This window comes from Coprococcus sp. RTP21204st1_G4_RTP21204_210225 (assembly GCF_040915385.1).
Lineage (GTDB): Bacteria > Bacillota > Clostridia > Lachnospirales > Lachnospiraceae > Allocoprococcus > Allocoprococcus comes.
Genome location: NZ_JBCPDP010000005.1, coordinates 1 through 13,855 on the forward strand (window position 1 = coordinate 1; position 13,855 = coordinate 13,855).

Sequence of the window (13,855 nt, forward strand, 5' to 3'; positions counted from 1 at the left end):
TACTCTTTCTGAACATGAAAATACCCCCATATAGGACTTTTATATTTCATTGTCCTATATGAGGGTAGCATATCATTAAACCATATGTGGTGTTTTTTTAGTAAAAATACACAATTTCTACATTTATGATTCCAGTTCATATTACTTTGTCAATAAGTTACCTTGTTATGATCTGGATGATCGTCTTATCCGTTTCACGCATTCCCTTCTTTGCAAGCTCTCCGATATTGCGGATTGTATTTTCTACACCTTTTTCTACAAGTCCGTCTCCGCCATAGAACTGCTTTCCTATCTTCTCTTACCATTTTCCACCCATAATATCCGGTTGGTACTCAATCTGTGACACGATCTGTGAGGGCGTATATTTCCAGATTTTCTCTCCTGTATAATCTGCCGCCACAAACATCCCAAAGATAAGGAAACTGATAAACATCCGCGCAAAGAAACTGCTTCCGCCATTTTCTTCTGAAGAATGTTCTCCATATAATCCCCTGTATACATGCTGATACCTTGGATGCACCGCCGGGATACTGCCCTTTCTCCATTTTTGACGTGACATCCTAAGCAACTCCTCGCGGCGTTCCTGTGATTCGTTCATTCCAATCTCTCCCTTCTGCTAAAGCATCCAATTAAACTGAATGTGCCTCGGTGCATTCTACACCGAACGCAGTTACTTGCAACATTCTTCTTTGCGCGAGTGCGCATCTTTGGCAGGTAGTTCTTTTCATTTACCAGAAAGTTCTTTCCCAATTTCAGGCAAACAAAAAGGACATATACCTCTACCTCAGTATATGTCCCTCTTTTTTTCAAATATGCTATTTTTACCGTTTTGCCATCTCTTCCATGATGTCATCCCAGGTGATCCCGCGTTCTGCCATCAACACCATCATATGATACAGGAAGTCGCACATCTCATATTTGAGTTCTTCCGGGTTCGGATTCTTCGCTGCAATGATGATCTCGGCAGCCTCTTCTCCAACCTTCTTCAGAATTTTATCAATACCTTTTTCAAACAGATAGTTCGTGTAAGATCCTTCCTTTGGATGCTCTTTGCGATCCATGATCGTATGATACACGCTCTCAAATACCTGCTGCGTATTGATTTCTTCATACTGATCCCCTACGATTGGCTGGAAGAAGCAGGTCGGATTGCCGGTATGACATGCCGCTCCTACCTGATCGACTTTTGCAAGCAGGGTATCTTTGTCACAGTCGATGGTCAGGGATTTGACATACTGAAAATGTCCGGATGTCTCGCCTTTTGTCCAGAGACTCTGTCTGCTCCGGCTGAAATAGGTCATCCGTCCGGTTTTCACTGTTTTTTCAAATGCCTCCTGATTCATGTATGCCACCATCAGCACTTCGGACGTCTTATAATGCTGTGTGACAACCGGAAGTAATCCATCGGAATTTAATTTAAATTCGGAAAAATCCATCAGACTCTCAAAGGATGTCATACGAATTCCTTTCTGGCTGCACTCTTCTTTGAAATCAGCACAATTGATTTCTCTCTGACTCACATACATTCCAGAAAGTCCTTTCACACCCGGGCATTCCAGAATCTTAAAAAGCTCTTCCTTTTCCAGTGTATCGGTCACAACCACACACGGAATATCCGTAATATTTACAACGGAATTCAGATCCAGACGGTGCATAAATACAATCTGGCTACTGTAAGTCTGGATCAGATGCTGCTGCTTAAATAATGCATCAAAGTCATTCAGTGACACCGCGATCTTCTCTTTTCCAAACCGCTTTGCCACCTCTTCGATCAGTTTCTGTGAATCCGGCTTTGAAAAATTCAGCATGGCACGCTTTGCACCGGTGTAGAGGATTTTCTTGACATCCTCCTGCCGCTTTACATTTCCTCCGGCAACCATCGGAATCCGAATCACGCGGTTGATCTTTTTCATCAGTTCAATGGACTCATCATGATCCTGGTCCGTATTTGACAGGTCAAATACCAGAAGTTCATCCGCCCCGTTATCGCTGTACTCTTTTGCCAGCGCGATCACATCTTCAGATACAACTGTCGGGTCATCAAACCATTTTACCGCCTTCCCTCCAAGGATAAAAATGCAGGGAATCAATCTTTTATAACTCATACGAGAAACTCCTTTTATCTTTTTACAGACTGCCTTTTGTAGACCACACTTCTTTCATCCGTGGTTCTTCGGATACAGCCATATCAAGCGCTTTTCCAAATGCTTTAAATAACGCCTCTGCCATATGATGGTTGTTGCCGCCATCCAGGACTTTCAGGTGCAGGTTCATTGCACCGCTGTAGGAAACAGCATAGAAAAATTCTTTTACCATCTCCGTGTCCAGTTCTCCTAATTTGTCACAGGTAAATGTGGCGTCAAAATTCAGATATGGTCTTCCGGAAAGGTCGATTGCCGAAAGCACCAGCACCTCATCCATCGGAAGCATAAAATGTCCATACCGCTTGATTCCTTTTTTATCTCCCAGTGCTTTTGCAATGGTCTGCCCCAGCACGATTCCGGTATCCTCGATCGTGTGGTGGCTGTCTACCTCCAGGTCTCCGGTAACTTTGACAGTCAGATCAAAAAGTCCATGTCTTGCAAAGCCGGTAAGCATATGGTCAAAGAAACCGATGCCAGTAGAAATGTCAGTCTTTCCTGTTCCGTCCAGATTCAGTGTCATCTCGATCAGTGTCTCTTTTGTCACACGACTGCAGGATGCAACTCTGCTCTCCATCTTTTAGTCCTCCTCTTCAAAACGTACATGGATCGAATTGGCATGCGCAGTCAGCTGTTCCGCTTTTGCAAAGCTTTCGATATCCTTATGTACCTTCTGCAGTGCTTCTCTTGAATAAGAGATGATACTGGATTTCTTAATGAAATCGTCTACAGAAAGCGGGGAAAAGAATTTAGCGGTTCCGTTGGTCGGAAGGATATGGTTTGGTCCGGCGAAATAATCGCCCAGTGGCTCGCTTGCATATTCTCCGATAAAGATAGCTCCTGCATTGCGGATCTTGGTCATCACTTCAAATGGATTTTTTGTCTGGATTTCCAAATGCTCGGATGCGATCTCATTTGCCACGTCGATCACATCTTCCATCGTATCGGCAAGCAGAATATATCCGTAATTATCCAGAGATTTGGAAATGATCTCTGCTCTTGAAAGTTCTTTTAAGAAACTATCTACCTGATCGGATACCTCATGTGCCAGCTTTTCACTTGTCGTAACAAGAATTGCGGAAGCGAGCTCATCATGCTCTGCCTGGGAAAGCAGGTCTGCCGCAACATATCTCGGATTAGCTGTCTCATCTGCCACAACCAGGATTTCACTTGGTCCTGCAATGGAATCAATGCTGACATGACCGTAAACTGCTTTCTTTGCAAGTGCTACATAGATATTTCCAGGTCCTACGATCTTGTCAACCTTCGGGATACTCTCTGTTCCGTAAGCAAGCGCTGCAATTGCCTGTGCACCGCCGACCTTGTAGATCTTATCCACACCGGCTTCTTTGGCTGCAACCAGTGTATTCGGACTTACTTTTCCATTTTTTCCAGGAGGCGTTACCATGATGATCTCATCCACACCGGCAACCTTTGCCGGCATCACATTCATCAGTACCGAAGACGGATAAACTGCCTTTCCTCCCGGCACATACACGCCGACTCTGTGAAGCGGAGTGATCTTCTGCCCAAGAATGGTTCCGTCCGGTTTACTGTCAAACCAGCTGTTCTGACGCTGTTTTGCATGATAACTTTCGATATTGTCTTTTGCTTTGCGGATGACTGTAAGAAGTGTATCATCAACCTGCGCATATGCTTCTTCAATTTCTGCATCTGTGACTTCAATCGTATCTGCAGTAAGCTCTGCCCCATCAAATTTGGCAGTGTATGCAAAAACTGCCGCATCTTTTTCTTCTTTTACTTTATCTAAAATTTCTTTTACGCTTGCCTCATACTGTCCATAATTGTTCGGACTTCTTTTCAGCAGATCTTCCAGCAGATTTTTCTTTGTATCGCTGTTCAGCTTTTGTATTCTCATGTGCATTAAGCCTCCCTTTTTAATATACTTCTGAGTTTATAAAGAAGTTCCTTGATCCTGTCATTTTCCAGACGCATGCTGACCGGGTTTACGATCATACGCGCTGATAACGGGCAAACCTCATCGAGAACTACAAGTCCGTTCTCCTTCAGGGTGGATCCGGTTTCCACGATATCCACGATCACCTCTGAAAGGCCAACGATCGGTGCAAGTTCAATCGAACCGTTCAATTTGATAATCTCTACCGTCTGGTGTCTGGTATTATAAAAATAATCCTTTGCAATATTCGGATATTTTGTTGCCACACGGATCAGTTCGTGATTCTCCAGATATTTTTTCGCATCTGCCGGTCCGCATACGCACATCCTGCATTTACCAAAACCAAGATCCAGTACCTCATGTACTTTCTTTCCCGCTTCCAGAATCGTGTCTTTTCCGACCACGCCGATGTCCGCCGCACCATATTCTACATAGGTCGGTACATCCGGTCCCTTCGATAAGAAAAATTTGAGTTTTAATTCTTCATTCACAAAAATCAGCTTTCTGGAATCTTTATCTTTCATTTCCTCACAGGTGATCCCCAATTCTTCCAGAAGCTCCAGTGTCTGTTTTGCGAGCCGCCCCTTACAGAGCGCAAATGTCAAATATCTTGTGTCTTTCATCGTCTCACCCCTACCCTACAATTTTCTCTTCGCCGGTCATCAGGTTCACCATCTGCACATCTCCTTTGCTGCGAAGATACAGCATGCTTCCTGCAAGACTGCGTTTTCCATAATCCACATAGAATTCCAGCGACTTATCCGATGCTTTCTGAAGGATCTGGGTATTCTTGTCCTTTCCTCTGAATTCCATGGCAAGCTGGATTGCATCCTTCAACCGTTCTTTATCATATAAGATCAGGGAACTCTTCTCGCCACTTGAGATCTGGATCTTCTGGCGGGAAAGTGCGCTCATCAGTTCATCTACTACGATCGCAAAACCGATCGCCGGCTCTGCTTTTCCAAACTTTTCAACCAGGTGGTCATAACGTCCGCCTTTTACAATGGCATCCCCGGTCCCAAAAGTGTATCCCCGGAAGATAATACCGGTATAATATCCGTAAATTCCGCTCATGCTCAGATCAAACGTAATATACTGTTCCATTTTGTAGACAGATAAGATCGCGTAGATTTTTTCGAGACGCCGGATTGCTTTCATCGCTTTTTTGCTTGGCGCTACCTTTTTCGCCTCCTCCAGGATCTCCACACCACCGACCATCTCTGAAAGTGCAGAAAATGCTTTTCTTGATACCGGTTTTGCATCAGCCTCTTCTAAAAGTTCGTCTGCACCGAAAAAGTTCCGGTTGTTAATCAGCTCACGCAGACGTTCTTCTGTCTCATCATCAATCTCGGATTCCTCGATCAGACTCTGGAAAAAGTCTACATTTCCTATACTGATCTGAAATTCTTCCAGTCCGGCATTCTTCAGACAGTCAATGACAAGTGCCAGCATCTCCGCATCAGCGTCCGCCGCATCCAGTCCGATCATCTCCGCGCCCATCTGGGTACTTTCCTTTAATCGTCCCTGATAACTGGAATGATTGATAAATGTATTCCCCATATAGCAAAGCCTTGCCGGGAGCTCATCATCCTTAAATAAAGTTGCCGTCGCACGTGCGATCTGCGGAGTGATATCCGGTCTTAACACCAGTGTGTTGCCGTCTCTGTCAAAAAATTTATATAATTCCCTTGAAGGAATGGTTCCGATCTCTTTTCTGAATACATCAAAATATTCATACATAGGAGTCTGGATATCATGATATCCGTACAAATGCAGAGTCTTATGAAGTCGGTTCTGAAGTGCCAGCTTTTTGGCGCATTCTTCATGATAAATGTCTCGGACCCCTTCGGGTGTATGTAATAACTGCTCCATAGATTGTAACTCCTCTTTTTTGTTTATTTGTCACTTTAGTATGTTACCATATTAAAACGTGACCTTGTTGTATTATACGAACTTTGACGCAGCTTGTCAAGCCTGCACACTCAGAAGTTCTATCCTGCTAATCTCTTCTCCATGTTTCTTATCTTTCTTCCCGGTGATCCAGATCCTTCTGGAGCATCTCCAGATACGGAACGAATACGCCCTGCCTTAGCTGCATAAAATATTCCTCATCCAGTTCTTCAAAGCGTACGCTTTTCCGTCCGCCCTGCTTCATCCGCTCCCAAAACACTTCTATTTCTTCAAAACGCATGTAATAAAGCAGGTTTTTTGTACTGTAATAGATAAGAAAAAAGGAAATTCCATCCTGTTTTTCAAAATCCCGCATAAAGTTCATCTGGTGTTCATGGATATTGTGTAGTGGAAAGGTATCCATACTGCACTCTTTTGCGTCAAAACATACGGGAATTCCCTGTACTGCTCCAATATAATCGACCGTACTGCGCTGGTCAAAATAGGCCAGCGTGATCTGGCGGTGATCTTTGTCCATTCGTACCGGAGTGATCGGTGTCGGGATTTTCTGAATGAGCGCCAGTCCCTGCTGCTGATAGCGTTCATTCGTCCGGTTAATAAAATCCTCCAGGGTTGAACCTCTTAGCCCTCTTGAATTCCAGGTTCCCATTCTAATCCTTCTCCTTTTATGATGGTTGTAAATCCTTCCGGAAGAGGCGCGGTAAGCTCCTTTTCCGATACCTTTGCAAGCGCATCCTCTCTTTTCGGGAACTGCATTTTCCATGCATGTAAAAGTTGATATTTTAACGCATATTTTTTCCTGAAAATAGAATTGACCTTTGGATTACCATACTTGCTATCCCCGATGATCGGATGACCGGTCGAAGACAGATGTGCACGGATCTGATGGGTCCGTCCCGTGATCAGATGCACCTTCAGAATCGTCTGCTGACCATTATCCGCAAGCGGAATATACTCTGTGGCTATCGGCTTTGCCTCGCCTTTTGCTTCTTTCAGAATTTTCACCTGATTGGTCATCTCATTTTTCAGAAGATATCCTTTGATCTTCTGACGGTCTTTTATCACCCCATCCACGATCGTGAGATAATATTTTTTCACGGTCCTGTCTCTTAAAATCTCGCTGAGCTGCTGTAATCCCGCAAGGCTTTTCCCTGCGGTTACAAGACCACTGGTATTCCGGTCCAGGCGGTTACAGACAGATGGGCGGAAAGTAGCAAGCTCAGCTAGTTTCAGATCGCCTTTTTTCAACAGATAAGCGATCATATATTCATTCAGGGAAAGGTCAGACGGTGCTGCTTTCTGGGAAAGCATGCCTGATGGTTTGTTCAGGATCAGAATATCCGGATCCTCATAGATTACCGACAGCCGAATGCTGCTTTCCATTGCCCGTGCAAGATCTGCCGGAAGCTGCTTTTCTGCTCCCGGTGCCCCTGCGAATTTCTGCCAGGTATCATCTGAGAGAAATACTTCAACCTGGTCTCCTTTTGTCAGTTTTTCATTTCCCTGCGCTTTTTTCCCGTTTAACTTGATGTTCTTTTTCCGCAGCATCTTGTAAACAAAGCTCATCGGCGCATTACTTAAATATTTTCCAAGAAGCTTGTCCAGACGCTGTCCTGCTTCATTTGACGAAACGGTTATTTTCTGCATGCTTTTAATTCCTCTTGCCTTTTACAGTGAAATGTCCAGAAGGAGTCCTTTGATCATCTCTTCGTGTTTTCTTGTATCCTGCTGTTCTACAGAAGCAATGTTGTTCATTCCCTCGGCGCGGGTCAGAAATGCTTTGTAATCATGGAAAAGCTTGACCACCACCTTGTCGAACTGGTTCTGCTTCATAATGGATTTGATATGCTTTGCGGCATAGTCCACATCCACTTTTTTCACCGGCACATAGCCGCAGATCGTATTGTTGTAAATTGCAACAGTTGCTACCGGCATTGCCTTTTTCTCACTGGTGATCACAAGATCGTATGCAACGGTAAGTTCTTCGGTGACAGCCGAGATTTCAAGCTCAGTTGCCTCATCGATGGAATCATGCGGCATGACCATGATCAGATTGACCAGGATCCGGCTTGCCGGAAGACATCCGAGTACCGCTACTACAGTGAGCAGATTGAGCTTTGTCTTTGTTGTTACATAACCGGCGATCATCAGTGCGGCAACCAGTCCAAAAGAGACAACAGCTTCCAGTATCAATAATCGTTTTCTTCTGCGCAGATAACCTGCATCTCCTTTTTGTATCTTCATCTTGTCTTTCGCTTACTCCTTCGTTATTTTCTCCATCATTGACATGGCTTTTAAGATCATTCCATGCGGAAGCACTTTGGTTGCAGCTTCTGCCCCTTTCATTGCCGTGCCATATACAGAAACCTCTTTTTTGTATTTGGCATCAATGAGCGCCTGCTTTACAACCTGTACCGGATCTGCCATCACAGCCTCTTTCATGCCACCGGGCAACTTCCCTGACACTTCAAAAAACGGGGTGTCCACAGGTCCCGGGCAGACCGCTGTGACGAAGATTCCTTTTTCCTTAAGTTCAGCTGCAAGGCTCCTTGAAAAGCTCAGTACATACGACTTTGTCGCTGCATAAACTGCGAATTTTGCCTGCGGGCAAAAAGCTGCTGCGCTTGCCAGGTTGATGATCCTGGTTCCTTTATGCATCCAGGGCAGACAGGTACAGGTCATCTCGGTCAGTCCCCGGCAATTCAGGTCGATCATGCGGAGCTGAAGTTTCTTGTCTTCCTTTGCAATCTCCTCTACTGTCCCGGTCTTTCCGAATCCTGCTGCATTGACCAGCATACGGATATCAGGATTCTGATTCTCCAGTCGGTTTTTCACCTGCTTGTATACCAGATCCTCTTCCATGTCCCCTGCAAAGATCCGGATATAGGTCTTGTGGCTTTTCTTGATCTCTTCCAGCTTCTTTTCACTGCGGGCAATCACCCAGATTTCGTCCAGTTCCTTGTAAAAACGTTCAATCTGTCTGACAAATTCTTTTCCCATGCCGGAGGATGCCCCGGTAACAATCGCAATCTTCATAAGCGGTTCTCCTTTCTCCTGTGACTACTTCCGTTTGTGTACATTACGGATGGATTTCTTTTTTTGCGGTCTTGACGAGGACTCACCTCTGCCGTTTCCTGTAAATGCAGGCTTTGTATTCTTATGCCCTGCATTTGAATTTTTATAATTTCCGTTTGGCTTTCCTGGATTTTTGTTATTTCCATTCGGTTTTTTGCTCTTTCGCTCCGTGCCACCATGAGTTCCGCCATGGTTTCTTCCGCTGTATCCATTCTTCTCCTGCATTTTTTCCGAATGCAGCTTTCTCGGACGGATCAGACATTTCTCATCAAATCCTACCAGATCCATACGGTCTGCGATTCGCAGTGCCTCCATGACCAGATCATAATTCTTCGGATTCCGGTACTGGATCAGTGCTCTCTGCATCGCTTTTTCATGCGGATTTTTCGGCACATACACCGGCTTCATCGTCCGCGGATCTACACCGGTATAATACATACAAGTGGAAATCGTAGACGGTGTCGGGTAGAAATCCTGTACCTGCTCCGGCATATAACCAAGATCCTGCAAGTATTCGGCAAGCTTTACCGCTTCTTTCATAGTAGAACCCGGATGGGACGACATCAGATACGGAACCAGGTACTGTTTAAGTCCAAGCCTTTTATTGATCTCTTCGTATTTGTGGGTAAAACGTTCATAAACTGCATTTTCCGGCTTGCCCATCATCTGAAGAACCGGGTCTGCTACATGCTCCGGTGCAACTTTCAGCTGACCGCTGACATGATACTGACACAGTTCTTTGAAAAACGTGTCATCCGGATCCGCCAGCAGATAGTCAAACCGGATACCGGAACGGATAAATACTTTTTTGACTCCAGGTATCTTTCTGAGATCCCTGAGAATGCTTAAGTATTCTTTATGATCTGCGATCAGATTTTTACACGGCTTTGGAAAAAGACACTGTTTGTTCGTACATGCCCCGTATTTTAACTGTTTCTTACATGCCGGCGCACGGAAGTTCGCGGTCGGTCCGCCTACATCATGAATATATCCTTTGAATTCCGGATCCTCCGGAAATGTCTTTGCTTCAGCGATCAGTGATTCCTTACTTCGTGTCTGAATGATCCTTCCCTGATGGAATGTCAGTGCACAAAAACTGCAGCCTCCAAAACATCCCCTGTTGCTGATCAGACTGAATTTGATCTCCCGGATTGCCGGAACTCCACCTGCCGTCTCATAAGATGGATGGTAGGTTCGCATGTAAGGAAGTGCGTAGACATCATCCATCTCCTGCTGGGTCAACGGTTTTGCCGGAGGGTTCTGTACCACATACAGATGATCCGAATAGGGCTCAACCAGCCGCTTTCCGGAAAATGGATCTGTGTTGCAGTACTGTCTGTAAAAGCTTTTGGCGTACAGGAGCTTATCTTTTTTCATCTCTTCATACGGTTCCAGAATCTCTGCATCATACACACTGTACAAATTCTTGACCTTGCAGACTGTTCCATCGATATAGGTAATGTCCTTGATATCCAGTCCGGCATCCAGTGCCTCTGCAATCTCAATGATCGAGCGTTCGCCCATTCCATAAGAAACCAGGTCTGCACCCGAATCCAGAAGAATGGAACGCTTAAGCTGGTTGGACCAGTAATCATAATGTGCAAGTCTTCTAAGACTCGCCTCGATACCACCCAGAATGATTGGTGTCTTCTTATATGTCTGACGGATCAGATTGCCGTACACAACTGCTGCATAATCCGGTCTCTTTCCCATCACTCCGCCCGGTGTATAAGAATCCTGCTGCCGTCTTTTCTTTGATACAGAATAATGGTTGACCATGGAATCCATATTTCCCGCCGACACCATAAATCCAAGCCGCGGCTCTCCAAATTCTGTAATACTTTCTTTATCCTTCCAGTCAGGCTGTGCAATGATCCCCACGCGAAAGCCATGTGCCTCTAAAAGGCGGGTGATGATCGCATGTCCAAAAGACGGGTGGTCTACATAGGCATCTCCGCTTACATAGACAAAGTCTACCTGATTCCACCCCCGTTCTTCCATCTCTTTCCTGCTGATCGGTAAAAATCCATGATTCATTATAGTACCTCGTATGTTTGATTGGTAATGTCTTCATAGCTGTGAATAAAATAGTCGGCAAGTTCCCGCTTTTTCGCATCCTGTGGGCGTGAAAACCAGTCGTCCACCGCGCACACACGCATTCCTGCATTTTTCCCGGCGAGGATTCCCATCGGAACATCTTCAAATACCAGGCAGGCAGAAGGCTCTGCACCCAGCTGCCCAGCCGCCTTCAGATAAACATCCGGTGCCGGTTTCCCTTTATTCACTTCGCAGCTTGTACAGATCGTATCGAAAAGATGGGTGATCTGCCTTGCCTTTAAAAATTCTTCCACCAATTTCCGGTCATTGCTGGTTGCGATTCCTGTCCGGATTCCTTTCTCTTTCAGCATCTCCAGAAATTCCTTTACCCCTGGCTTTAGTGTGACCTCTTTTGTATATTTATCCACAGACATATCATACCATTCTTTTTTGATCCCCTCCACAGTATGCGGAAGCTCCGGAAAAATCTTCAAAAAGTACTGCGCTGTCTCGGTATAGCTCATCCCTTCCATTGCCTCATGAAAATCTTCCGGCGGATTCAGATGATATCTTCTGATATAATCTTCATCTATCGCTGTCCACACCCACATGGAATCTACCAGAGTCCCATCCAGATCAAAAATGACAGCTTTAGTGTGCTCTAACATAATTTTTTTATCTCCTCTTCGGTCAGTGACCGGTATTCTCCCTTTGTAAGTGTCTTATCCAGAGCAAGGCTTCCCATAGAAAGCCGCTTCAGATAGATTACCTCTTTGCCGACTGCATGAAACATTCGCTTCACCTGATGGAAACGTCCTTCAGTGATCGTAAGCTCGATTTCCGACTCCTCCCCACTTTTCAGGATTCGAAGATCTGCGCTTTTAGCCGGCGTATCGTCTCCGATATCCACTCCATCTGCAAATGCTTTCACCTCAGATTCATCTACCTTTCCCTGTACTTTCGCATAATACACCTTATCCACATGCTTTTTTGGGGAAAGCAGGCGGTGTGCCAGTTCTCCGTCATTGGTGATCAGAAGAAGTCCTTCCGTATCCTTATCCAGACGTCCTACCGGGAACAGATCATTTCTTTTTTTATCTGTGATCAGATCCAGAACCGTCTTGTCCCGGTCATCTTTTGTTGCGGAAATAACACCTGCCGGTTTATAGAGCATATAATACTCTTTTTTAGCGTATCCAATCTGTTTTCCTTCAAGACTTACTTTCTGTGTGGTCTCATCGATTTTAAGTTCCGGTTTTTTCACCGTCTCTCCATCAACCATAACACGTCCGCTGCGGATCAGCTTTTTGATTTCACTTCTGGTTCCCTGCCCCATCTCGGCAAGATATTTGTCTATGCGCATCATGCAGACTGATTCCTCCATCCAGGCAGATATTTGTTCTTCAAAGTTCCGTTCGTGACTTTTCCCCATCCAAGTGGGAAACCGTCTGTACAGATCAGATGCCAGCCTTTTGCCTTAGCCGGAATCAGATCCTCCACATCGATTGTCTCACCTTTCAGATAACGCATCAGTCGGTCATCATCAGAAGACAGGTTCAAAGTATGCGCGTACTCTTCCATTTTCAGGTTCATCGCCAGTGCCTGGCTCGGTTCAAAACGCTTTTTCTTCAGTTCACCAAGGAGAAGTCCGCTTCTTAAAAATCTTGCGCCTTTCAGTTCCGGAAGATTCTCCGGCATATAGTACACGCGTTCTCCATGGATATCCAGTCTCCACGGCTTCAGATCCCACTTTACATCACGGAAGAATTCCTCCAGCTCTGCCGGGATTTTCTTCGCTTTCTGCTCTGCGACCGGGGAAGACGAGCAGATTGCATCCTCACTCTTTTTCAGCAGTGCGAGGTAATGTCCCTCCCCTTTCATATGATGTGGAAAAATACGGATAGTCTTAGCAAAATCCGGATCCTTTGACTTGGTTACTTCCGGCCTGCCCGGTGCAAATCCTTCATATCCTGCGATATCCTGAATCTCGAATTCAGGATATTCACCGAGCAGATATTCGATCGTCCCCTCATTCTCCAGTGGATCAAACGTACAGGTTGAATACAGCATCATGCCACCCGGCTTTAACATTCTTGCCGCCTGGGTGATAATACTTCTCTGCAGCTTCGAGAAAAATTCCGGTCCATGTTCTTCCCAGGCGCGTACCATCTTCTTATCCTTACGGAACATCCCTTCCCCGGAACACGGCGCATCGATCAGGATCTTGTCAAAATAACCGCTGAAATAGCGTTCCAGTCGTCCAGGTTCTTCACTCATGACCAGCATATTGCCGATTCCGAAAACTTCCAGATTCTTTAAGAGTCCTCTTGCTCTGGAGCTGCTGATATCATTTGCGACCAGAACACCTTCGTTCTGAAGCTTCGCTCCAAGCTCGGTTGCCTTTCCACCGGGTGCGGCACAGACATCCAGTACCCGGTCCCCCGGTTCTACCGGAAGACGGTTCGCCGGTGTCATCGCACTCGGCTCCTGCAGGTAGTAAAGTCCTGCAAAATAATACGGATGCTTCGCAGGAGATATCTTTTCTCCATCATAGTAAAAACCGTTGTCGATCCACGGGATCGGTGTGATCTCAAACGGACAGATCTTCACAAAATCCTCCACAGAAATCTTCTCCGTATTCACACGAAGTCCGTAATATCTCGGCTCGTCATAACATTTTATATAATCCTCAAATTCATCTCCGAGGAGTGCCTTCATCTTCTCTTCAAATTCATTTGGTAAATTTATCATTCTTTCGTCCTCCATATCATTT

General features: G+C 45.3%; 14 protein-coding genes and 1 pseudogene. All 15 read right to left on the reverse strand.

The annotated features are described in order from the left end of the window. Positions 1 to 157: 157 nt before the first annotated feature. A pseudogene (locus AB5213_RS05725) lies at positions 158 to 295 on the reverse strand (L-serine ammonia-lyase, iron-sulfur-dependent, subunit alpha); the annotation flags it as partial. Positions 296 to 298: 3 nt separating this feature from the next. Further along, on the reverse strand, positions 299 to 598 hold the full coding sequence (locus AB5213_RS05730; protein ID WP_022220610.1) for a hypothetical protein: 300 nt from the start codon (positions 596 to 598) through the stop codon (positions 299 to 301). 223 nt (positions 599 to 821) lie between these two features. Further along, positions 822 to 2,105, reverse strand: coding sequence for a bifunctional phosphoribosyl-AMP cyclohydrolase/phosphoribosyl-ATP diphosphatase HisIE (gene hisIE / locus AB5213_RS05735; RefSeq protein WP_117834741.1), 1,284 nt, complete (start codon positions 2,103 to 2,105; stop codon positions 822 to 824). 22 nt (positions 2,106 to 2,127) lie between these two features. Then, positions 2,128 to 2,718 carry an imidazoleglycerol-phosphate dehydratase HisB gene (gene hisB / locus AB5213_RS05740; protein ID WP_368276426.1) on the reverse strand — a complete coding sequence of 197 codons (591 nt, stop codon included), beginning with the start codon at positions 2,716 to 2,718 and terminating at the stop codon, positions 2,128 to 2,130. Positions 2,719 to 2,721: 3 nt separating this feature from the next. After that, positions 2,722 to 4,020, reverse strand: a complete 1,299-nt coding sequence (hisD, locus tag AB5213_RS05745; protein ID WP_215634455.1) for a histidinol dehydrogenase — start codon at positions 4,018 to 4,020, stop codon at positions 2,722 to 2,724. A 5-nt stretch (positions 4,021 to 4,025) separates the two neighbouring features. Next, positions 4,026 to 4,682, reverse strand: a complete 657-nt coding sequence (gene hisG, locus AB5213_RS05750; RefSeq protein WP_022220614.1) for an ATP phosphoribosyltransferase — start codon at positions 4,680 to 4,682, stop codon at positions 4,026 to 4,028. Between the two features lie 10 nt (positions 4,683 to 4,692). Continuing rightward, positions 4,693 to 5,931 carry an ATP phosphoribosyltransferase regulatory subunit gene (hisZ, locus tag AB5213_RS05755; RefSeq protein WP_177999326.1) on the reverse strand — a complete coding sequence of 413 codons (1,239 nt, stop codon included), beginning with the start codon at positions 5,929 to 5,931 and terminating at the stop codon, positions 4,693 to 4,695. 148 nt (positions 5,932 to 6,079) lie between these two features. Further along, positions 6,080 to 6,619: a Holliday junction resolvase RecU gene (locus AB5213_RS05760; protein ID WP_008370565.1), complete on the reverse strand. Its 540-nt coding sequence runs from the start codon at positions 6,617 to 6,619 to the stop codon at positions 6,080 to 6,082. Beyond that, a complete protein-coding gene (locus AB5213_RS05765) occupies positions 6,592 to 7,617 on the reverse strand; it encodes an RluA family pseudouridine synthase (protein ID WP_368276427.1) in 1,026 nt (341 codons plus the stop codon). Before AB5213_RS05765 ends, AB5213_RS05760 begins: the two co-directional genes overlap by 28 nt. A gap of 21 nt (positions 7,618 to 7,638) precedes the next feature. Continuing rightward, positions 7,639 to 8,214, reverse strand: a complete 576-nt coding sequence (locus AB5213_RS05770) for a hypothetical protein (RefSeq protein WP_368276428.1) — start codon at positions 8,212 to 8,214, stop codon at positions 7,639 to 7,641. Between the two features lie 12 nt (positions 8,215 to 8,226). Then, positions 8,227 to 9,006 (reverse strand): SDR family oxidoreductase, encoded by a 780-nt coding sequence (locus AB5213_RS05775; RefSeq protein ID WP_055248821.1) that lies wholly within the window; start codon positions 9,004 to 9,006, stop codon positions 8,227 to 8,229. A 24-nt stretch (positions 9,007 to 9,030) separates the two neighbouring features. Continuing rightward, positions 9,031 to 11,082, reverse strand: coding sequence for a YgiQ family radical SAM protein (locus AB5213_RS05780; RefSeq protein WP_368276429.1), 2,052 nt, complete (start codon positions 11,080 to 11,082; stop codon positions 9,031 to 9,033). Next, positions 11,082 to 11,750 carry an HAD family phosphatase gene (locus tag AB5213_RS05785; protein ID WP_215634458.1) on the reverse strand — a complete coding sequence of 223 codons (669 nt, stop codon included), beginning with the start codon at positions 11,748 to 11,750 and terminating at the stop codon, positions 11,082 to 11,084. Before AB5213_RS05785 ends, AB5213_RS05780 begins: the two co-directional genes overlap by 1 nt. Next, a complete protein-coding gene (locus AB5213_RS05790; protein WP_368276430.1) occupies positions 11,744 to 12,448 on the reverse strand; it encodes a pseudouridine synthase in 705 nt (234 codons plus the stop codon). The genes AB5213_RS05785 and AB5213_RS05790 overlap by 7 nt, the downstream gene beginning before the upstream one ends. Continuing rightward, the gene (locus AB5213_RS05795; RefSeq protein ID WP_349095857.1) at positions 12,445 to 13,830 is read right to left on the reverse strand and encodes an RsmB/NOP family class I SAM-dependent RNA methyltransferase; all 1,386 of its coding nucleotides are present in this window, start codon (positions 13,828 to 13,830) and stop codon (positions 12,445 to 12,447) included. The genes AB5213_RS05790 and AB5213_RS05795 overlap by 4 nt, the downstream gene beginning before the upstream one ends. Positions 13,831 to 13,855 lie beyond the last annotated feature (25 nt).